Origin of the sequence: Olsenella sp. DNF00959 (assembly GCF_001553055.1) — a bacterium.
GTDB lineage: Bacteria > Actinomycetota > Coriobacteriia > Coriobacteriales > Atopobiaceae > Olsenella_I > Olsenella_I phocaeensis.
On record NZ_KQ960133.1, the window covers coordinates 447,527 to 468,544 of the forward strand.

At 68.3% G+C, this 21,018-nt stretch carries 18 protein-coding genes and 1 tRNA gene; 18 read left to right on the forward strand and 1 reads right to left on the reverse strand.

Annotated features, from left to right (window positions below; genetic code table 11):
• Positions 1-7 precede the first annotated feature (7 nt).
• From rsmA to HMPREF1868_RS08960, 14 genes are all read left to right on the forward strand, one after another.
• Complete coding sequence (rsmA, locus tag HMPREF1868_RS08895; protein WP_197414993.1) at positions 8-1,018, forward strand: 16S rRNA (adenine(1518)-N(6)/adenine(1519)-N(6))-dimethyltransferase RsmA; 1,011 nt, start codon at positions 8-10, stop codon at positions 1,016-1,018.
• 218 nt (positions 1,019-1,236) lie between these two features.
• Entirely contained in the window at positions 1,237-2,265 is a 1,029-nt protein-coding gene (locus HMPREF1868_RS08900; protein ID WP_062531727.1) for a TatD family hydrolase, read from the forward strand.
• 98 nt (positions 2,266-2,363) lie between these two features.
• Complete coding sequence (locus tag HMPREF1868_RS08905) at positions 2,364-3,146, forward strand: ComF family protein (protein ID WP_062531728.1); 783 nt, start codon at positions 2,364-2,366, stop codon at positions 3,144-3,146.
• 521 nt (positions 3,147-3,667) lie between these two features.
• Positions 3,668-4,660 (forward strand): substrate-binding periplasmic protein, encoded by a 993-nt coding sequence (locus HMPREF1868_RS08910; RefSeq protein WP_156439455.1) that lies wholly within the window; start codon positions 3,668-3,670, stop codon positions 4,658-4,660.
• Positions 4,661-4,801: 141 nt separating this feature from the next.
• Complete coding sequence (hpf, locus tag HMPREF1868_RS08915; RefSeq protein WP_009278560.1) at positions 4,802-5,389, forward strand: ribosome hibernation-promoting factor, HPF/YfiA family; 588 nt, start codon at positions 4,802-4,804, stop codon at positions 5,387-5,389.
• Positions 5,390-5,399: 10 nt separating this feature from the next.
• Positions 5,400-6,446, forward strand: coding sequence for a DegV family protein (locus HMPREF1868_RS08920; RefSeq protein ID WP_062531730.1), 1,047 nt, complete (start codon positions 5,400-5,402; stop codon positions 6,444-6,446).
• Positions 6,447-6,523: 77 nt separating this feature from the next.
• Positions 6,524-7,564: an NAD(P)-dependent oxidoreductase gene (locus HMPREF1868_RS08925; RefSeq protein WP_009278562.1), complete on the forward strand. Its 1,041-nt coding sequence runs from the start codon at positions 6,524-6,526 to the stop codon at positions 7,562-7,564.
• 206 nt (positions 7,565-7,770) lie between these two features.
• Positions 7,771-8,547 (forward strand): NYN domain-containing protein, encoded by a 777-nt coding sequence (locus tag HMPREF1868_RS08930; protein WP_009278563.1) that lies wholly within the window; start codon positions 7,771-7,773, stop codon positions 8,545-8,547.
• Positions 8,548-8,563: 16 nt separating this feature from the next.
• The gene (locus HMPREF1868_RS08935; protein WP_062531731.1) at positions 8,564-9,145 is read left to right on the forward strand and encodes a hypothetical protein; all 582 of its coding nucleotides are present in this window, start codon (positions 8,564-8,566) and stop codon (positions 9,143-9,145) included.
• 69 nt (positions 9,146-9,214) lie between these two features.
• Positions 9,215-10,186, forward strand: coding sequence for a hypothetical protein (locus HMPREF1868_RS08940; RefSeq protein ID WP_062531732.1), 972 nt, complete (start codon positions 9,215-9,217; stop codon positions 10,184-10,186).
• Between the two features lie 94 nt (positions 10,187-10,280).
• Positions 10,281-11,504, forward strand: a complete 1,224-nt coding sequence (locus tag HMPREF1868_RS08945) for a purine-nucleoside phosphorylase (RefSeq protein WP_062531733.1) — start codon at positions 10,281-10,283, stop codon at positions 11,502-11,504.
• Between the two features lie 122 nt (positions 11,505-11,626).
• Positions 11,627-11,702 (forward strand) — tRNA-Thr (locus tag HMPREF1868_RS08950).
• Positions 11,703-12,238: 536 nt separating this feature from the next.
• Positions 12,239-14,050: an ABC transporter ATP-binding protein gene (locus HMPREF1868_RS08955; RefSeq protein ID WP_062531823.1), complete on the forward strand. Its 1,812-nt coding sequence runs from the start codon at positions 12,239-12,241 to the stop codon at positions 14,048-14,050.
• Between the two features lie 236 nt (positions 14,051-14,286).
• On the forward strand, positions 14,287-15,321 hold the full coding sequence (locus tag HMPREF1868_RS08960) for a YeiH family protein (RefSeq protein WP_062531734.1): 1,035 nt from the start codon (positions 14,287-14,289) through the stop codon (positions 15,319-15,321).
• A gap of 13 nt (positions 15,322-15,334) precedes the next feature.
• On the opposite strand, the gene HMPREF1868_RS08965 is transcribed toward HMPREF1868_RS08960, so the two are convergent.
• Positions 15,335-16,156 carry an HAD-IIB family hydrolase gene (locus HMPREF1868_RS08965; RefSeq protein WP_062531735.1) on the reverse strand — a complete coding sequence of 274 codons (822 nt, stop codon included), beginning with the start codon at positions 16,154-16,156 and terminating at the stop codon, positions 15,335-15,337.
• 863 nt (positions 16,157-17,019) lie between these two features.
• On the opposite strand from HMPREF1868_RS08965, the gene cysK reads away from it, so the two are divergent.
• The 4 genes from cysK (at position 17,020) to HMPREF1868_RS08985 (ending at position 20,698) form a co-directional block, all read left to right on the forward strand.
• Positions 17,020-17,931 carry a cysteine synthase A gene (gene cysK / locus HMPREF1868_RS08970; RefSeq protein WP_062531736.1) on the forward strand — a complete coding sequence of 304 codons (912 nt, stop codon included), beginning with the start codon at positions 17,020-17,022 and terminating at the stop codon, positions 17,929-17,931.
• Between the two features lie 141 nt (positions 17,932-18,072).
• Complete coding sequence (gene cysE, locus HMPREF1868_RS08975; RefSeq protein ID WP_009278571.1) at positions 18,073-18,765, forward strand: serine O-acetyltransferase; 693 nt, start codon at positions 18,073-18,075, stop codon at positions 18,763-18,765.
• A 172-nt stretch (positions 18,766-18,937) separates the two neighbouring features.
• On the forward strand, positions 18,938-19,987 hold the full coding sequence (locus HMPREF1868_RS08980; RefSeq protein WP_062531737.1) for an inorganic phosphate transporter: 1,050 nt from the start codon (positions 18,938-18,940) through the stop codon (positions 19,985-19,987).
• A gap of 78 nt (positions 19,988-20,065) precedes the next feature.
• A complete protein-coding gene (locus tag HMPREF1868_RS08985) occupies positions 20,066-20,698 on the forward strand; it encodes a DUF47 domain-containing protein (protein WP_062531738.1) in 633 nt (210 codons plus the stop codon).
• The last annotated feature ends 320 nt before the right edge of the window (positions 20,699-21,018 follow it).

The following is a 21,018-nucleotide window of genomic DNA, read 5'->3' on the forward strand; positions in this document are numbered from 1 at the left end:
GGGCGACGTGGGCATCGAGCCAGGCGAGAGGGGCGTCGGCCTTTCCGGTGGCGCCTTGCCGGACGGAGGCGCGCCCGGCTCGAGCCAGGCGGCTGGGTCGTGTGGCGCGACGTCTGATCCCACGCCCAGCTCCTGGCTGGCCAACCCCCGCTCGACCCGCGAGGTCCTGGACGCCTTCGGCCTTTTCGCCAAGCACCGTCTGGGACAGAACTTCCTGGTGAGCGACGGGGTCGTCGCGAAGATCCTACGGCTCGCCGAGCTGGGTCCCGATGACGTCGTCTTCGAGGTCGGACCCGGCATCGGGACGCTCACCGTGGCGCTCCTGCGACAGGCGGGAGCCGTGGTCTCGGTCGAGGCCGACCGCGCGCTCGAGCCCGTGCTCGCCCAGACCTGCGAGAGGGACTCCGAGCGTTTCGCCCTGGTGATGGGGGACGCCCTGCGCGTGGACGCGGAGGGCCTCTCGTCCGTCGTCGCCGCGCTTGGCCTCGCGGGCATCGACCCCGAGCCGCGCCTCCTGGTGAGCAACCTGCCTTACCAGGTCGCGGCCACCGTGATCCTGCGCACGCTCGAGCACATGCCCCGCGTCCGCCGCGAGGTCGTGATGGTCCAGGCCGAGGTCGCCGACCGCATCGCGGCCACGCCGGGCGGCAGGGACTACGGGGCGTACACGGCCAAGCTGGGACTCTATGCCCAGGTCACGGGGCGCTTCGAGGTGGGTCCCGGCAACTTCATGCCGCCGCCCCACGTCCAGAGCGCCGTCGTGCGCATCGACCGCCGTCCCTGCCTGGGACCGGACGGCACGCCCCTCTCGTCCGAGCACGTCGCGGCGTGCGCGGCCGTGATCGACGCCGCCTTCACGCAGCGCCGGAAGACCATACGCAACTCCATGGGCGCCTCGGGCTTCGACCGGGAGCGCCTGGACGCCGCCTTCTCCGCCACGGGCATCGCTCCCACCACTCGCGCGGAGCGGCTTGCGACCGCCGACTTCGTGCGCCTGGCGGAAGCGCTGGGCTGGTAGCGTTGGGGGTCGCAGCGGCAGGCTCCACGGCTCTGGCGATGCTGCGGTGGCAACGCCGAGACGGCATTCTGTGAGATTTGCTGACTTTTTCTCGCCTCAACTGGGAAAACGTCAAATTCGACAGCATTTCGCACAGAATGCTGTCTTTCGCATAGGTGGCCGAGCACCTTGCGGACGGCCGCAACGACCGTGAACGACCACAAGAGAGAGACACGCGCATGGCGGTAGACGAGTTGCTCCAGAGGCTGGGCGTCGACGAGGACGGGACCCTCTTCCACGACAAGAAGGGCCGTCCCGTGGCGCTTCCCTCCGCGCCCGCGCCCCTCGCGGACAGCCACGGACACCTGACCGGCTTCCTCGGCCATGACGCGCCTGCCGTCCTCGTGCGGGCCGCGCTTGCGGGGCTGCGGCTCCTCGTGGTTCCCGTCGACCCGGTGGACGAGATCCCTCGCAGGTGGGGGAGTGCCAGCGAGCTGCTGGGCTGGATCGACGCCCAGGTGGACGAGGCGCGCGAGCTGCTCGACGCCTGCGCAGCGCGCGGCATCCTGCCACCCGACGCCTTGGGCTACGAGGGGCTCCCGTCCCTCCTCGACAACCTGCGCATCATCGCCGGGGCACATCCCTATGGCGCGGCGGAGCTGGACGGCGTGGCCCTCGCGCGCTTGGACGAGCTCCTTGCGAGCCCGCGTGCCGTGGGCGTGGGAGAGATCGGCTTCGACCTCGGTCCCTACAACGAGCTGCCCGTCGACGTCCAGGAGCGCGCCTTCCGCCTCCAGCTCGAACTTGCCCGCGAGCGCGAGCTGCCCGTGGAGCTCCACATCCGGGACGGTGCCCAGGACACGCTCGCCCACGAGCTCGCCGCACGCGTCCTGGCCGAGCGCGGCCTTCCCGCCGTTGGCTGCGACCTCCACTGCTTCACGCAGGGTCCCGAGGTCATGGCTCCCTTCGTGGAGCTGGGCTGCCACGTCGCCTTCGGTGGGGCGGTGACCTTCGGCCGCTCGGACGACATCCGCACCGCCGCGACGTCCTGTCCCGAGGGGCTCCTGCTCAGCGAGACGGACGCCCCCTACATGGCACCGGTCCCCCTGCGCGGCCTTCGCTGCGAACCTGCGATGGTCGCCTTCAGCGCCGACTGCGTGGCCCGCGTGCGCGAGGAGGCCGGCGTCGCCCCGCGCGCCCGCAGCTACGAAGCGATGCTCCGCAACGCCTTCGGGCTCCTCGTGCCATCCGCGCGGTACCGCGCCTGACGGAGGGCGGCACCCTCCGCACCCGCGTCCCATCCCAGGCGTGCTACCATCGCCCCACAAGCCAACGACCCCTCGTGCGCCCCGGCGTAAGGCCTGCCATGCGCATCGACCGCCTCCCGCACGTCATCCCGACCGTCAGGGCCGATGGCCCGCTCCTCTCCCATGCCGCGCACGTCCTTGCGGAGGGCGCCCAGGAGCTTCTCTGGCCCACCCGCTGCCTGGGCTGCGACCTGGGTGGAGAGCTCCTCTGTCCCGACTGTCGGGCGTCCCTTCCCTGGGTCGCCCAGGCCTGGGCCTGCCCCAACTGCGGGGCGTCTCATGGCTTCATGACCTGCACCGAGTGCGACGAGGCGTGGGAGACCCGCGCCTGCGTGAGCTCGCTGCCCTTTGGCGGCGTCGCCTCTCGTCTCGTCACGGGCCTCAAGGACGCCCACGAGCTGCGGCTTGCCCCCGTGCTCGCGGCGCTCATGCTCTGCTCGCTCGACGAGGCCGCGTCCTGGCCCGCGGCGGACGGACGTCCCCGCTTCGACCGCGCCGACCTGGATGCCGTCTGCTTCGTCCCCGCCACGCCGCAGGCCTTCCTCCGGCGTGGCTTCGACCACATGGAGCTGGTGTCGCGCTCGCTTGCGGCGCAGCTGGGGCTTCCGCTGGCTGACGTCCTCAGCCGCAGCTCGTCAAGCGACCAGAGAGGCCTCGGGCGAGAGGCGCGCGCCTCCAACCTGGCGGGGAGCATTGACGTGCTGGAGAGGGTGGACGGCCTCTCGTTCCTGCTCGCCGACGACGTGATCACCACGGGGGCGAGCGTGCGCGAGTGCGCCCGGGCCCTCCTCGGGCGGGGCGCGAGGAGCGTCACCGCCTGCTCCGTCGCCCGCGTCTGGTGAGGGGCGTCAGCGCCGTCGCGTCGGACGTCGCGACGCCCGACGCGCCGCCCGATGGGGCGGAAGGCCGTCAGGCCCCGCCCGCCCGTCACGCTGGCGGCGCATCCCCGTCCGTCAGCTGGACCGTCGTCCAGCTGGCCTTAAGCGGGCAAACATGCTGGTATACTGTGCGAAGCCTTACCCAGGTCTGTGGTTGCGGGCGCCAGCGCCCTAGTCCATGGCAGACGAGGCCAAAGGGATCCACGTAAGTCCGGGCGTGCGCGTCCGGGCGAGCATGGCTCGTCCTAGAGGTAAGTCGCACCGCCCGTCATACTCAGAGGCATACGGCCTCGCGGGCGAGAGGGCCTCCAGTCAGGGCCGCCGCGGCGGTCACGGCAAAAGCCCCAGTGCGCGAGTGTGGGGTCAAATACCAGGTCAGCTGGGTAAGGCGGAGCTGCGTCACCAGGACCGGGACAAGGGACGAGGTCTCGGCAGCGTGCGTCGGCAAGTTCAGGCAGGGGCTCGAAGAAGACGAGAGGTGCAAGATGAGGTCCCAGACGTCAAAGGTGGTCGCTCCAATTATGGCCGGGCTGCTCCTCTCGCTTGCCCTGGGGGGCTGCGACGCGCCTGACGTGTCTCAGCTCGCCTCCGTGCCCGACCGCCTGGCGGGGCTCGCCCAGGGCATTCCCGACCCCTTGGCGAAGACCGGCGTGGAGGAGGCGCTCGCCGCCCGGGCCACCAAGTCGCCCCAGGTCTCGGACGCGGCGCTCGTGACGCCCGGCACCCTCACCGTGGGCCTCAAGTCCTCGTCGGTGGGCATCCCCTTCTGTGCGCAACTCGAGGGCGGGGAGTTCGTCGGGCTTGACGTCGACCTCGCCTCCGCCGTAGCCGACGAGCTCGGCCTCAAGGTGAGCTTCGTGAGCGTCCCCAGCGCGAGCGGTGCCTTGGGCAAGAGCTGCGACGTGGTCATGGACACCCGTGCCGGCGACTCGAGCTCCGCAGCCGCGGTGGGCGGTTATGCGCAGTCCGCCACGGCCTTCTTCCACAAGGGCCAGACGGGCGTGGCAAAGGTCGAGGACCTCTCGTCCAAGACGGTGGGCCTGCAGGACGGCTCCGTGTCGCAGAAGGCGCTCCGCTCGACGGGCCTGGTGATGGAGGAGAAGACCTTCGCCAACCTCAACGAGGCCTTTGCCGCGCTCGACGCGGGAGGCGTCGACTACGTGCTCTGCGACGCCTACTCGGGAGCCTTCCTCTCCATGGGCTGCAAGGACATCGCCTTCGCGGGCACGCTGGACGCGCCCGTCACACAGGGGATCGGCGTGCTCCCCACCAACACGGAGCTGCAGGGCGGCGTCAAGTCCGCCTTCGACACGCTGCAGTCCAACGGCATCGAGGACGGCATCCGCTCGCGCTGGCTGGGCGGCATGCCCCAGCTGGGTGACACCAGCCAGGTGAGGGAAGTCCCCGCCCCCGTCCAGGAGGAGCCGGCCGAGGAGGCCGCTCCCGCCGAGGCCGGCTCCAACGCGGCCAGCGTGTAGGGACGGATGCCGCAGGCGTCGCGGCCTGCGCCCGCCGCTTGGCGAAAGCGACTGCCAAAGAGCCCCCTCCTGGGGTATCTATGAGTCACGGTGGGCTCTCGGAGAGGGCCCACGCAAGTCACGCGAAGCGAGGAGGTACTGATGGTCGACATCAAGATCTCGGGACGCAAGGTCTCCGTTTCTGATGGCATGCGCGACCACGTTCTTGACAAGGTGGGCGAGTCCCTCAAGGTGTTTGACATCCAGCCGATGAGCTGCGACGTGGTCCTGCGCGTCGACAAGAACCCCTCCAACCCCGACCGCCGCACCTGCGAGATCACGGTGTTCGTCCGTGACAACGTGGTGCGCGTGGAGGCCAGCAACCAGGACATGTACGCCGCCATCGACGACGCGGCGGACAAGGTCACCCGCCAGCTGCGCAAGTACAAGACGCGCGTCATCGACCGCAAGCAGCGCTCGCAGCAGACCATCCGCGAGGGCGTGCCCCTGGGCGACCTGGACGACCTCATCGAGGGGGAGGAGCTCGACGACCAGCTGGTGCGCGAGAAGTACGTCGACCTCACGCCCATGACCGAGGAGGAGGCGCTCGTCCAGACTGACCTCCTGGGCCACGACTTCTATGTTTTCGAGAATGCCACGACCGGCCTCGTGAACGTCATCTACCACCGCCATAATGGTGGGTACGGCATCATCAAGCCGAAGATCGAGACCGAAGACGGCGAGGCATAGCGAGGTTCGCATGAGCCAGGGCGATCAGAGCTCACCCAAGGACGGGAAGACGGCGGAGGCGCCGGCCGACGTGAGGAACGTGGGCAGGGCCTACCATCAGAAGCGCAACGTCAAGATCATCATGGACTCCACCGCGGACTTCGCCACCGGCGTCGCCGAGCGGCTGGGCGTCGAGGTGATCCCCTTCAGCTACGTGGACGCCGACGGCGTCGAGCACCAGGACGACCGCTGGCAGGAGCAGGACCCGCACGAGTTCTACGAGCACATGCGCAAGAACCCGGACGCGCGCTTCCACACCGCGGCGGTCACGCCGGGACGCTACTTCGAGGTCTTCGAGTGCGCCGCACAGGAGGGGCTGCCCACCATCTACATGGGGCTTCCGGCCGGGCTCTCGAGCTCCATCGACTCCGCCCGCCAGGCGGCTCAGATGATCCGCGAGAGGTATCCCGACTTCGAGCTCTACGTGCTGGACAGGCGCTGCGACTCCGCGGCAGGCCAGCTTCTGGCCATCGAGGTGGTGCGCCAGGCGTCCCTGGGCCTCACGGCGGAGGAGCTCTACGAGTGGGCCCGGGACGCGCGCTACTTCATCCATGGCTACTTCACGCTGGACAGCTTCGACACGCTTGCCGCAGGTGGGCGCATCCCGCCCGCGGCGGCCAACGTGGGTGGCAAGCTGGACATCAAGCCGGAGCTCTCGTACGACCTCAACGGCGCCCTCTCCCTGCGCGGCATGTGCCGCGGCCGCAAGAAGGCCCTGCGCGCCATAGTCCAGGACTTCAGGGAGAACTACGCCCACGACACGTCGCTCCCGGTGGGCATCGTGTCGACCGACGCCCAGAAGGACGCCGACTGGCTCGAGGCCCAGATTCGCAAGGAGAAGGGCTGCGAGGACCTGACCATCATCCATAGCACGGTGTCGCCCATCCTGGGCGCGCACGTGGGGCCCGGCATGGTGGCGCTGGTCTTCTGGGGCAAGGACCGGAGGGAGAAGATCTCCCTCACCGACCGCATCGCCCGCAAGGTGAAGAAAGGTGCGCGCGGCCCCGAGGAGGGCTAGCGCACGATCGCAGGGTTCGCTGCCACCGGGTGCCCGAGGTGCCTGGTGGCATGCCCATGCCAGAAAGGCACGAACGCATGACGAACAAGATCAAGAGGGTCGCCCTCATCGGCACCGGCATCATGGGGGCTCCCATCGCGGGGCACGTCCTGGACGCGGGCTTTGACCTCACCGTCCACAACCGCACGCCCGAGAAGGCGAGGGCGCTGGTTGAGAGGGGCGCCCACTGGGCTTCGAGCCCCGCCGAGGCCGCAAGGGACGCCGACGTGGTCCTGACCATGGTGGGCTATCCCTCCGACGTGGAGGACGTCTACCTGGCAAGCGACGGCATCATCCGCGCCAGCAGGAAGGGCGCCTACCTGATCGACCTCAGCACCAGCGCGGCCGAGCTCGCCCGCGACATCCACGACGCCTCCGAGGTCGAGGACAAGCACGCCTTCGACTGCCCCGTCACGGGAGGCCAGGCGGGGGCCGAGGCCGGCACGCTCACGCTCTTCGTGGGCGCGGACGAGGGGACCGCGGCTCCCGTGCTGCCGCTCCTCCAGTGCTTCTCTGACAAGGTCTTCTACTTCGGCCGGGCCGGCATGGGCCAGACGGCGAAGCACTGCAACCAGGTCTCGCTCGCGTCCTGCATGATGGGCTATGCCGAGGCCATGGCCCTCGCCGAGGCGGCAGGCCTGGACGAGCGGACCATGCTGGAGGCCGTGGGCTCGGGCATGGGCGGCTCGGTTGCCATGGACATGCTGGCGCCCAAGGCCCTCGCGGGCGACTGGAAGCCCGGCTTCATGGCCGAGCACCTGCTCAAGGACCTCAGGCTGTCCCTCTACGAGGCCGAGCAGATGGGCATCTCGCTTCCTTCGACCGACACCGCCTTCAACCTCTTCGACCTCCTCTGCCAGGTGGACGGCTCGCGTCTGGGCACCCAGGCGCTCTCGCTCCTCTATGCCGAGGAGGAGGCGGGCGCGGCGGCGGGCCTCGACTGGTCCCGGGCGCAGCCCGCCCACGACGAGGACGGCTGCGACTGCGAGGACGGCGGGTGCTCCTGCGGCCACGACCATGGCGACGGGGAGTGCGGCTGCGGTCACGGCGACGGCCACGGGCACCATCACCACGAGTAGGGGAGCCCGGGAGAAGGCCCTGCCGCGACTGGGACGGGGCGCCAGCCACGCCCCGGGTTACTCTCGCCTGACTTTTGGGTATAAAAGGGCAGTTGGGGCCGGGTTGCGCCGTTCGACGGCGTCGCATTCCCACCCCTAGTGCCAACACGCACGCGTGCCGGGCCCAAGACCTGCCCGCATCGCGCAGAAAGGAACAGGTCCCCCACATGAACGAACTGACCCAGAGGTCGATGGCGGTCCTCATCGACTACGAGAACCTTGCCCTTGGCACGGGCAAGAGGCGTCGCAACGGCCACCAGGATCCCGGCCCCCGTCCCGACGTCAAGCGCATCCTCGAGCGCCTGGTGGACAAGGGCCGCATCACGGCCAAGCGCGCCTACTGCGACTGGCAGCGCTTCGACGACGCCATCACGCCCCTGCACGAGCTGGGCATCGAACTCATAGAGATCCCCGACCGCGCCTACACCGGCAAGAACTCGGCGGACATCCGTCTGGCCGTGGACGCGGTCGAGATGTGCCTCACCAAGGACCACATCGACACCTTTGCCATCCTCTCGGGCGACTCCGACTTCTCGCCCCTGGTCTCGAAGCTCAAGGAGTTCGGCAAGACGGTGATCGGCGTGGGCATGAAGGAGTCCACGAGCAGTCTCCTGGCCGAGGTCTGCGACGAGTTCATCTTCTACGAGGACATCGTGAGCCAGGGAGGCGTCCCCGACTACTCGCAGAAGGTCCCCAAGGAGAGGCACGAGGCCTACCAGCTCCTCTTCGAGACCATCGACGCCCTCCAGGGCGAGAGCGACAGCGCCGTCCTCGCCTCGCGCCTCAAGGACACCATGAAGCGCAAGCGCCCCCAGTTCAGCGAGCGCAGTTACGGCTACCGTTCGTTCAGCAATCTCCTGCGCGAGGCCTCCAAGCTGGGATTCATCGAGATTCACCAGGATACGAAGAGCGGCACCGTCATGGTGGACGGCTTTGCCGAGTAGCAGAAGGGAAGTGCGCATGTCCGAATCCACTGAGGAAGAGAAGGCCGCGGCGGCCCTGGCGGTTCTCGTCGACCAGCTGTCGGCGGCGAGCCGTCGCAGCCGACAGGACGCGGCCCACGACATCGAGTCCATTGCCAGGGTGAGCCCCGAGCGCCTGACACCCCATGTGGGCAAGCTCATCGAGGCTCTTGGGCGTCCCGAGGCGCAGACGCGCTGGGAGGTGCTCTCGGCACTCTCAGAGATGGTGCAGGTAGATGCCAATGCGGTGGCGGACGCCTTCGAGGGGGCGGAGTCGTCCCTCTTCGACGAGGGTTCGGCTACCGTACGTCTTGCGGCCTTCCGCTTCCTCGCGCGCCTCGGGGCCACCGGCGCGCGCATGTCCGACGAGGCGTGGCCGCTCCTGGACGAGGCGGTGCAGTGCTACCACGGCGACCCCGAGTACCGTGACATGCTGGCCTGCCTCCTGGACTTCGCGCACGGCGAGCTCTCGGAGGCCACCAGCCACGCGCTCGCCGCCCGCGTGGGCTTCGACGCGGAGAACGGCAGGGGCTACATCAGGAGCTTCTCGGAGCAGATCGCGGCGGCGCTGGCCAGGTAGGCGGCGTCGGGCGACGTGCAAACGGACGGCAGCCCCGAGGGCGGCCGCAGGATTCAAGGAGGTTCGCGTATGGCGAACAAGAACGAGGAGAAGGACGTCGAGACGCAGGGCAAGGACGCCAAGGACGCCAAGGACGCCAAGGTCGCCAAGGACGCCAAGGACGCCAAGGTCGCGTCGGGTGCCGCGGAGGGGCAGGCAGGTCCCGCCGCGGCGCTGGCGACCCTCGGCGTCCCGGCCTGGATCGCCGTCGCCGTTGCCTGCGTCGTGCTGGGCATCCTGGTGGGCAAGTTCCTCCTGGGCGGGGGCTCCGGCAGCGCCCTGGGCAAGAAGACCCTCCAGGAGTCCGAGCTCGACACCACCGTCGCCACCTACGTCTACGACGGCAAGAGCCACGACCTGAGCGCCCGCGACGTCCTCACGTCGCAGACCTCGCTCGACTCCGCTAAGAAGGACGACGGCAGCTACGCGATGCCCACCGCCGACAACGTCCTGGCCGCAGCCCGCTCGCAGATTCTTGCCGATGAGGTCAAGAAGCGCGGCATAGAGGTGAGCGACGAGGACCGTGACGCCTTCGCCACGCAGTACATCGGCTCCACGGACTACGACAGCATCGCCTCGAGCTACGGCATGGACGCCGACTCCGTGAAGCAGATGGTCACGCAGTCCGCAGGCCTCGCCAAGCTCCGCAGCCAGGTCGTGACCTCCGACGCCGGCACTCAGCCCACGGCCCCCGACAAGCCCGAGGCGGGCAAGGAGGAGGACGCCACCGCGGCCTACGCCCAGTACGTCATCGGCCTCGCCGGCGACGAGTGGGACAGCGACGCCAACGCCTGGAAGTCCTCTGACGGCGCCTACGCCACCGCGCTCGCCGACTACACGGTGACCAACGACTCCGCAACCTACGAGGCCGCGCGGGCGGCCTACTACGTGGCCTACCAGAAGTACTCCGCAGCCGCCTCCGAGGGCGCCTCGCAGTGGACCGACTTCGTGAACGGTCTGCTCAGCAACGCGAGCATCAGCATCTCCGGGCTGAACGCGTAGCGCGAGGGGCGCGTCGGGCGCGGACTTTGCAAGGATTTGACGCTGCGGGCGGGGCCTTCGGGCCTCGCCCGCCCCTTACGGACGAGGGGCCCTCATGCGCGTGGTCGTGAGCGAGTGCCTGCGGGGCGTGCCCTGCCGATTCGACGGTGGGTCGAAGCTCGATGCCGCGGTGTGCGAGCTCTGCTCCAGGCCGGGCGTCGAGCCCGTCGGCGTGTGCCCCGAGCGAGCGGCGGGGCTTCCTGTCCCGCGGCTTCCGGCCGAGCTGCTGGGGGAGCGCGTGCTCCTCTCGGACGGGACCGACGTGACGGAGGAGTTCGAGCATGGTGCCGCGTCCTGCCTCTCGTCGGCTCGCTGCGACGCCAGCGCGCCCTGGGACGCCCGCGGGGGATTGCCGCCGCTCGCCATACTGAAGGCAAAGAGCCCCTCCTGCGGCTCCGGCGTAATCTACGATGGAACACACACCCATACGTTGGCCGAGGGCGACGGCGTGTTTGCCCGTCTCCTCCGGAGGGAGGGAGTCTGCGTGGTTAGCGAGGACATGGTGGAGAGCTGCAAGCCCTCCGTGGAGCATCCCGTCGCGATCGTCCTGGGCACCGGCCTGGGCCACCTTGCCGCATTGGTCAAGCCCGTGCGCAGGATTGACTATCACGACATCGAGGGCTTCCCCAGGGACGCCCGGCCCGTGAGGGGGCACAGCTTCGAGGCCACCATCGGCACCATCGACGGGGTCCCCGTGGTCGTGTATCCCGGACGCATCCACCTCTACCAAGGCTACAGCGCCGAGGAGGTCACCGTCCTGGTGCGCCATGCGCACCGCCTGGGCTGCCGTGACATCTTCTTCGCCTGCGCCACGGGTGCCGTGCCCGGCAACGCCCATGTGGGTCTGGGCATCCTGACCGACCAGGTCAACCTCACGGGGCAGAACCCCCTGGCTGGCTCCAACCTGCGCGACGTGGAGACCCCCTTCGTGGGCATGACCGACGCCTACACGCCCTACCTGCGCACGTTGGCACGGGGCGTGGCGGACGACCTGGGCATCACTGTCGAGGAGGGCGTCTTTGCCGGCGTCATGGGGCCCTGCTTCGAGACCCCTGCCGAGGTCGCCATGCTGAGAGGGATGGATGTCTCGTACACCGGCTTTTCCACGGCGCTCGAGGTGATCCTGGCGCACGCCCTGGGGATGAACGTCCTGGGCATGACGCTGGCGTCCAACGAGAGCGGCGACCCCAAGATGTCCCACCAGAGCGTGCTCGAGGCGGCGGAGAGGCACGCTGACGACTTCGAGCGCCTGGTGCGCGGGGTGCTGCGCCTGCTCTAGCGCAGGTCGCGCCTGCCTTGGGTGGGATTCGCGTGCCGGAGCGAGAGAATGCGGGATTCGCGCTTGAAAAGGGCGAGGGATTCCATGTAGTATCCTATCTGCTGCAAGGCAGCCATAGGGTTGCCAGCATAGCTCAGTTGGTAGAGCACCGCTCTCGTAAAGCGGGGGTCATCAGTTCGAGTCTGATTGCTGGCTCCATGTAAAGTCGCAGGTCGGAGGGGTCGTTTCCGCTCCGGCCTGCTTTCCTTTTCCAAGCCGTTTTCCGGCTTAGTCCACGGATGGTCTACGGGGATGTCCATCGCGTTGGGCACGCGTCGCAGCCGGACACCGCAGCCGGAAGCTGCGTGCGGTTTTGGAGTTGTATGCGGTTCTCACAAAGTATGCGGTTCTCACAAACAATGAAATATGCAAGTGACTCATCTACCTGCGCAAATAGAAAGCCCCATCCGATTGCGGTAGTTTTTCAGGCGAGAAAACCGCATACAACTCCGCCGCAAGAAGCGCTCCGATGCAGGTAGCGCTCCGATGTGGGCAGCACTCCGATGCGGGCGGAGCTTCGCCGCAAGCGGCAGCTGGGATGCCAGCGTGCCGGCTTGACGCTCCCTGCGGCCGCCCCAGGCGCGCCGCACGGTCATCTAGAGATTTCGTCCTGGGCATAAGCACCCGCCCGAATGGGCATCCTGCCAGAAGGCTCGTGCGCGAGCCTTCCCGACCGACGCAAGCAGGAGCAGCACATGGGCCTTCGCAGCACCACCAACTCCAATGACCGCGGCACCATCAGGCGCACGCTCCACTACTTCTGGTGGGTCACCCGCCAGCGTCCCGGTGCCTTCGCGCTCTCGGTGGTCAGCTCGGTGGGGTACACCGCCCTTCTCACCTTTGCCAACACCTACGTGATGGGCCTCATAGTGGACCGCGTTCAGGCCTCGCCCGTCGCGCCCGACCAGGTCCTTTCGGTATTCGGCCCGTACATCCTGGCCCTCCTCCTGGTCAACGCCCTGGGCCAGACCCTCTCCAAGCTGCAGGACCTCTCGGTCTACCAGCTCGAGATAAACGGCAACTACCAGCTCTCGCGCCTCTGCTTTGACACCCTCTCCAACCAGTCGATGACCTTCCACAACAGCCGCTTCGGGGGTAGCCTGGTGAGCCAGACCTCACGCTTCGTCTCGGGCTACTCGGGCCTCGTCGACGTGGTGACCTACAGCCTGTACCCCACGCTGGCCTCGATCGTGCTCACCGTGGGCATGCTCGCGCCGGTGGCCCCCAGCTTCGTGGCCATCCTCATGGTCATGCTCGTGGTCTACGTGGTCCTGGCGTATCGCATGTACAAGCGCATCCTTCCCCTCGCCGCGCAGGCGTCGACCGCCCAGAACCGCCTCTCGGGCGTGCTCTCGGACGCCGTGACCAACATCCTGGCCGTCAAGACCTACGGTCGCGAGGACTTCGAGCGCCAGACCTTCACCACGGCCGACCGCGAGGCCATGGCGGCCGAGAACGCCAACATGCGCGCCACCATGCGTCGCGGCTTCACGACCTCGGCGCTCATCACGGTGATCATGTTCGTGGTCTCGATCTTCGTGTCGGGCGGCAATGCCTGGTTTGGCATCAGCGCGGGCACCCTGGTCATGATGTTCACCTATACCTACAACCTGACCATGCGCTTCAACTACTTCAACTCCATGATGCAGCGCATCAACCGCGCCCTGGGTGACGCGGCCGAGATGACGCGCGTCCTGGACGAGCCCACCCTCGTGGCGGACGACGAGGGCGCGGGCGCGCTCGTGGTGGGCGAGGGTGACATCGACTTCGAGCACATCGGCTTCCGCTACGCCGACGCACAGGAGGACGACAAGGTCTTCCGCGACCTCAACCTGCACATCCCCGCTGGCCAGCGCGTCGGGCTCGTGGGTCGCTCGGGTTCCGGCAAGACGACCCTCACCAAGCTGCTCCTGCGCCTGGACGACGTTCAGGAGGGCCGCGTGCTCGTGGACGGCCAGGACGTGAGCCGCTGCACCCAGCAGTCCCTGCGCCAGCAGGTCGCCTACGTTCCCCAGGAGGCCCTGCTCTTCCACCGCAGCATCAGGGAGAACATCGCCTACGGCCGGCCTGACGCCACCGAGGGGCAGATTCGCGCCGCGGCCGCCGAGGCGAACGCCCTCGAGTTCATAGACCGCCTGCCACAGGGCATGGACACCATGGTGGGCGAGAGGGGCGTCAAGCTCAGCGGCGGACAGCGCCAGCGCGTGGCCATAGCCCGCGCCATCTTGGTGGACGCGCCCATCCTGGTCCTGGACGAGGCGACGAGTGCGCTCGACTCCGAGTCGGAGGCGCTGGTCCAGGGCGCGCTCGAGAATCTGATGCGCGGGCGCACCGCCATCGTCGTCGCGCATCGCCTCTCGACCGTGGCGTCGCTGGACCGCATCGTCGTGCTCTCGGATGGCAGGATCGTGGAGGACGGCACCCACCACGAGCTGGTCGAGGCGGACGGCGAGTACGCTGGCCTCTGGAACCGCCAGACCGGCGGCTTTCTGGAGGGTGCGGAGTAGGGCCTCTCAAGGGGGCTTCGACCATAGGCGGCCATGGGGGCCAAGCGGACGAGAGGGGCGCGCTGCCGTGGCGGTCGCCCCTCTCCCTTTTTGGATGGGGTTTGTGCTGGCGCACGTCGTCCGGGCTCGGCTTGGGTGTACGCTACCGAGGTTTTGTAGCCGAGCGGGCATGGCGTCGTGGGGTACGGTCCCGTGGCACCCGCCTCCGTGGCGCCCGCAGTCAGAGAGGCACGAGCATGACTCAGTTCGCCAGAGAGAACGGCAGGGGCATCCTCCTCTGCCTGGCCATAGCCATTCCCTGTTGGATCGTGGGGACGGCCGTCCCCGTCGTGGGAGGGCCCGTGCTCTCCATCGTCGCGGGCATGGTCGTGGCACTCTTCCTGAAGGAGCGCGGCAGCCTTGACGCGGGCGTCTCGTTCACCTCGAAGAAGCTGCTCCAGGCCGCCGTCGTGCTCCTGGGCTTCGGCCTCGACCTGCGCGTCGTGCTCCAGACGGGCGCCCAGTCGCTGCCCATCATCGTGCTGACCATCGGCACCTCGCTCGTCGTGGCCTATGCGATGCACCGCCTCCTGGACGTGCCGAGCAAGATCTCGACCCTCGTCGGCGTGGGCTCCTCCATCTGCGGCGGGTCGGCCATCGCCGCCACCGCGCCCGTCGTGGACGCGGATGACGCCGAGGTCGCGCAGGCGATGTCGGTCATCTTCCTCTTCAACCTGATCGCGGCTCTGGTGTTTCCTGCCATCGGGGCGGCGCTGGGCTTCAGCACCACGAGCGGCGAGGCATTCGGCATCTTTGCCGGCACGGCCGTGAACGACACCTCTTCCGTCACCGCCACCGCCTCGACCTGGGACTCGCTCTATGGGCTGGGCACTGCCACGCTGGACAAGGCGGTGACCGTCAAGCTCACGCGCACCCTGGCCATCATCCCCATCACCCTTGTGCTGGCGCTGCTGCGCACCCGTAGGGAGCGGGGTGGCGAAGGCAGCTCCTTCAGCCTCAGGCGCGCCTTCCCCATGTTCCTGCTGTGGTTCGTCGTGGCGTCGCTCGTCACCACCGTCGCCGCGACCGCCGGGGTCCCCGCCAGTGCCTTCGCGCCGCTCAAGACCCTGAGCAAGTTCCTCATCGTCATGGCCATGGCCGCCATCGGCCTCAACACCGACGTGGTCAAGCTGGTGCGCACTGGGGGCAAGCCCATCGCCCTGGGCTTCTGCTGCTGGGTCGGCATCATAGCCATGAGTCTCGTGTCCCAGCACCTGCTGGGCATCTGGTAGGGGGTCGCGTCCCTCAGAAGAGTCGCTCGATGACCTCGACGATGCCGTCGTGGTCGCAGTCCGCCACGACCAGGTCGCAGGCCGTGCGGACGCGCTCGTTGGCGTTGCCCATGGCGACGCCCGTGCCGGCGGCGCGAAGCACGGCGAGGTCGTTATCGTCGTCGCCCACGGCCACGGCGAGCTCCATGGGCACGCCAACGAGCTTGCAGAGGCGCCTGAGCCCCGATGCCTTGTTCACGCCCCGCGGCGTGCACTCGAGGGAGCCGACCTCCGCGTCTGCCAGGGCAAGGGTGGTGGTCGCCTCGAGGGTGGCTCGGCTGCGATCGCGTGCCGCGGCGTCGTGGTGGTGGATGTCCACCTTCACCACCTCGTCCGCGTGCGCGAGCGCGTAGGAGCGCAGGTCGTCCACTTCCGTGTAGTTGCGCTCGAACATGGGGCGGTAGACCCCCACGTTGAACTCGGCGCAGCGGGCGATGAGTCCCCGCTGCACGACGGAGAGCGCGCAGGTCGCCAGGTGGACCATGGCGTCCTGCGCGGCGGCTGCGTCGAGGCAGGCCACGAGCTCCTCCCGAGGGATGGGGGAGAGGTGGATCTGTCGCCTCGCCCGCAGGTCATAGACGAGGCCGCCGCTGTCGAGCGAGGCATGGGTCAGGAAGGCCAGCTCGCGGGAGTAGTCCGCGATCTCTGCCAGGCCCCGTCCGGTCGAGAGGGCGACCACGACGCCGGAGTCCGCCAGCTCTCGCACGGCAGAGAGCGTTCGAGGCGAGACGCGCTTCTGCGAGTTGAGCAAGGTGCCGTCCATGTCGAGCGCGAGGAGCCGGGGCTTGGCGAGCATCTTTCCTCCCGAGGTCGTGTCACTTCTCGCTTGAGTCTAGATGATGGCGCTGGCGTGGGTGTCGGGCCGGCCGGCAGGTCACATGGCGGGTTGACGACGGACCGGCCGGCAGGTCGCGTGGCGGGTTGGACGACAGCATTTTGCGCAGAATGCGGGCGATTTTCGCGTTTGCCCAGGATTCGGGGAGAGGAGACAGCAAATCTCACAGAATGCTGTCACCATCCCATGCCCGTCCGTACCTCCAGCGCCATTGTGCCTGCAGGCTCGCTCGCGTCGCACGCCAGCTTGCGCCGTACTTCAGCCCGCGCTGCATGCCAGCCGGCACTGCACGCCAGCCCGCGCCGACAGTACCCCGGCGAGCCCCCATCGTGGATTCCGCCCGCTCGCCCAGCCCCGCGTGTTACGAATGTATTGCGCGCGATGGGAAAACGTTGTTCTCGCTTGACGAAGCTCCTGTCGAGTCCTTTAATACCTACTGTCATACTAGGAATTAGGTACCGCAGCAAAATGCCGCAGCGACGTGTCCGAGCGGGCGGGAGGGGAGCGAGCGTGAGCCAGAGCCTTCACATCATTACCTGCGCCTGTTGTCGTTCCATCCCACGTCTCCCTCGACGTCGATGTCGGGTCGCCCGCGCATAGTCCGGAACGACCCAACTGCCGGAGCAGGACTTCGGCGACAGATCGCGAATCGAGCGGAGACGTGCTGCGTCCCCGCTTTTTTATGTCGGCAGGACGCGGGGCGTGGCAGATGCGAACGCATCACGCGCCATGAGGGTCGCGACCCAACCCAGCTCCTACCACGGACCCAACCCAAGCCACACCACCAAGGGCACCAAGCGCCCTTCGATCCGAGAGGAACAACCATGAACTACGCAGAGAAGATCGACGCCCTCATCGGCGGCACCCCGCTCGTCGACCTGTCGGTGCTTGCCGGCGGCAAGGCCACCATCCTGGGCAAGTACGAGGCCACCAACCCCGGCGGCTCCGTGAAGGACCGCGTCGCCCGAGTCATGCTCGACGCGGCCGAGGCCGACGGCAGCCTGCGCCCCGGCGGCACCGTGATCGAGCCCACCAGCGGCAACACCGGCGTCGGCCTGGCCATGCTCAGCGCCGCGCGCGGCTACCACATGATCCTGGTCATGCCCGAGACAATGTCCGTCGAGCGCCGCAAGCTCGCCGCGAGCTACGGTGCGCGCATCGAGCTCACCCCCGGCAAACTGGGCATGAGGGGCGCCATCGCCCGTGCCGAGGAGCTGCGCGCCAGCATCCCCGGCTCCATCATCGCCGGTCAGTTCGAGAATCCGGCAAACCCCCGTGCCCACTACCAGACCACCGGCCCCGAGGTCTGGGCCGACACCGACGGAAAGGTGGACGCTATCGTCGCGGGCGTGGGCACCGGCGGGACCATCTCGGGCACCGCGCGCTACCTGAAGGAGCGGAGGGCCGACGTCCGCGCCATCGCCGTCGAGCCCGAGGAGTCGCAGGTGCTGGCGGGCAAGCCGGCCGGCGGTCATCGCATCCAGGGGATCGGGGCGGGCTTCGTCCCCAAGAACTACGACGCCTCCGTGGTGGACGAGGTCCTTCCCGTGAGCTCTGACGACGCCATCCAGACAAAGAAGCGCCTTGCGGACGAGCTGGGGCTCCTGGTGGGCATCTCGTCCGGCGCGGCGGTCGCGGCGGCAGTCGAGCTCGCCGGTCGCGCCGAGTACGCGGGCAAGGTCATCGTCGCCATCCTGCCCGACACGGGCGAGCGCTACCTCTCGATGGAGCTCTAGGGGGTGGTTGCCGGAGCCGCGCCTGCGACTCCGGCGCCTGGCGTCCTACCAGGCACGTGAACGGGCCTCGGGGGAGGCCCAGCGCGACGGGGACCGAGGCACGTGGGAGCGCGCAAGGCAAGGTCGGGGGAGAGGGACATCATGGAACTTATAGAGGCAGGCCACCAGCTCGCCGGTACCCGCGGGTCCGTGGCGTCTGGCGCCGCCGCGCAGGACCGGCCGCGCCTGACCCTGCGCGAGCGTCTGCGCGAGGACGTCCAGGCGGTGCTCGACCGCGACCCCAGTGCGACCTCCGCCCGCGACGTCGTCCTCTTTGCCACGGGCCTGCATGCTGTGTGGTCGTACCGGCGCAACCACTGGCTCTGGGAGCACGGTGCGCGCAGGCTTGCCACCTACCTCTCGCAGCGCACGCGCCGTCGCCTCGGGGTCGAGATCCACCCCGCTGCGACAATAGGCCGCCGCTTCGTCATAGACCACGGCATGGGCGTGGTTATCGGCGCCACGGCGGTGATAGGCGACGACGTGATGCTCTACCAGGGCGTCACCCTGGGCATGACGGGCAAGCATGCGGGCAAGCGGCATCCCACCCTGGGCAACAACGTCATGGTCGGAGCGCGCGCCACCATCCTGGGCGACATTCGCATAGGCAACGGCTCCAAGGTCGGGGCCGGCGCCGTGGTGCTCCACGACGTGCCCGACGACGTGACCGTGGCCGGCGTCCCCGCCTCCGTCGTGCGCGAGCACCGCTGCTGGGAGGCCGGGCGCCTCTCGCTCGTCCCCGATGTGGTGGCCCAGGCGGACGACGAGAACCTGCGTTGGTCCTGCTCACTCTAGCCGTCCTCGGGGACGTCCCTGCATTTGCGGTCCTTGGCGCGACGGTCCGTCCCGAGGCTATATAATCTGACCTGGTGCCGCTGGGGCATGGTTACACCTCCAGGTCACCAGGGCGGTTGAGCTGGCCGCCTTGCGCCGCCTGCGTCTGCCTGACCCGACAGAAGGGTGACCCATGATCAGCTTCCCCCAATTCCTGCAGATACTCGCCTCGAACCCCTTCCTGGCGGTCGTGATGGTGCTCATCCTGGGCACCATCTTCGTCAACGGGTCGACGGACGCCGCAAACGCCATCGCCGAGCCCGTGGGCACGCGGTCGATCGGCGTCAACGAGGCCATCGCCATGAGCGTCGTCTGCAACTTCGTGGGCCTGGTGGCGATGTCGTTCATCTCCACCGCCGTGGCAGACACCATGAGCGGCATGGTCGACTTCGGCGGAGACACCCACGCCGCCCTCATAGCGCTCGCCGCCGCGACGGTGGGCATCGTGGCCTGGGGCGTCGGCGCGTGGATCTTCGGCATCCCCACCTCAGAGAGCCACGCCCTCATCGCCGGCCTCACCGGTGCGGCGCTCGCCGTGCACGGGGGCCTGGGAGGCGTCAACATGGGCGAGTGGGCCAAGGTCATCTATGGCCTGGTCCTCTCCACCGTCCTGGGCTACCTGGCAGGCTGGGGCATAGCGAAGGTCATCCCCGTTGCCTGCAGGAACGCCGACCGCCGTCGCGCCAACGACTTCTTCGGCCGCATGCAGGTGGTCGGCGCCGCGGGCGTGGCCCTCATGCACGGTGCCCAGGACGGCCAGAAGTTCATGTCCACCGCCATGGTGGCGATCGCGCTCGCCGCGAACATGGGCGTCTCGGACGTGGGCGGCTTCCCCCTGTGGATCGAGGTGCTCTGCGCCGGCGTGATGGCCCTGGGCACCGCCGTGGGTGGCAAGAAGATCATCAAGACCGTGGGCATGAGCATGGTGCAGCTGGACAAGTACCAGGGATTCGCCGCGTCCATCAGCGCCACGGCGTCACTGCTCGTCGCCACGCTCACAGGCCTTCCCGTCTCGACCACGCACACCAAGACGGCGGCCATCATGGGTGCCGGAGCGGCCGAGAACGTCCGCTCCGTCAACTGGGCGATCGCCAAGGACATGGTCCTGACCTGGGTATTCACCTTTCCGGGCTGCGGGCTCATCGGGTACCTCCTCGCCCGGCTCTTCCTCGTGCTCTTCTAGGGGCACGCATTGACCGGTGGCCCGAGCGGCAGCCGGGCCTCCAACGACCAACGGACCACGCGCAGAAAAGAGAGGGACATGGCTCGCATCAAGAAGGAAGACCCGTTCTACACTCTGCTGAGAGACTTCTCGACCGAGATCCTTGCCACCGCCGAGGACTACGTGAAGTTCGTCGAGGGCTACCCCGACTCCATCACCATGATTCCCGCCATGAAGCTCCACGAGGGGCGCTCGGACGAGCACGTGCGCAAGATCATGAAGGAGCTCTATGCCTCCTTCATCACCCCCTTCGACCGCAACGACATCTCTGAACTGGCCCTCAAGATGGATGACATCGTGGACTACATCGAGGGCGTCTGCACGGGCCTGGACCTCTTCAACATGAGTGGCACCCGCGTCGAGGCGCGGCAGATGGCCGAGCTCACCCTGCAGGCCGTCAAGGAGCTCTGCGTGATGTTCGACCACCTGTCCGACTACAAGAGCGACCCCGTGGTCATGGAGAAGGCCATCGCCGTGGGCAACATCGAGGACGAGGGCGACAACGTCTACGAGCAGGGCCTGCGCAACCTCTTCCATGACGACACCCTGGACGAGGCGCGTCGCGGCCACGTGGTGGGCTGGATGCGCGTCTTCGACCGCATGGAGGGCTGCCTGGACGCCTGCGACGCCGCGGCGGGCGTCGTGCGCTCCGTGATCATGAAGAGCGCGTAGGGCAGGCAGGGCAGGGGCTGGGCGAGAGGGGCTCGGCTTCGGGCCTGCGGCCGCTCGCTCGACAGCGTCCGACGCGTTTCTCGTCCAGCGTCGACAACGCCCGGCGCGTCTTCGCGTTCGCGCGACAAAGTCCGGCGCGTCTCTCGCCTGTTCGACAACGTCCGACAACGCCCAGCGCGTCCCTGGCGCGCCCGACAACGTCTAACGCGTCTCTCGCCTGCTCGACAACGTCCAACGCGTCTCGAGTTCGCGCGACAACGTCCGGCGCGTCTCGAATTAGCGCGACAACGTCCAACGCGTCTTGTCGCTCCGCATCGCCC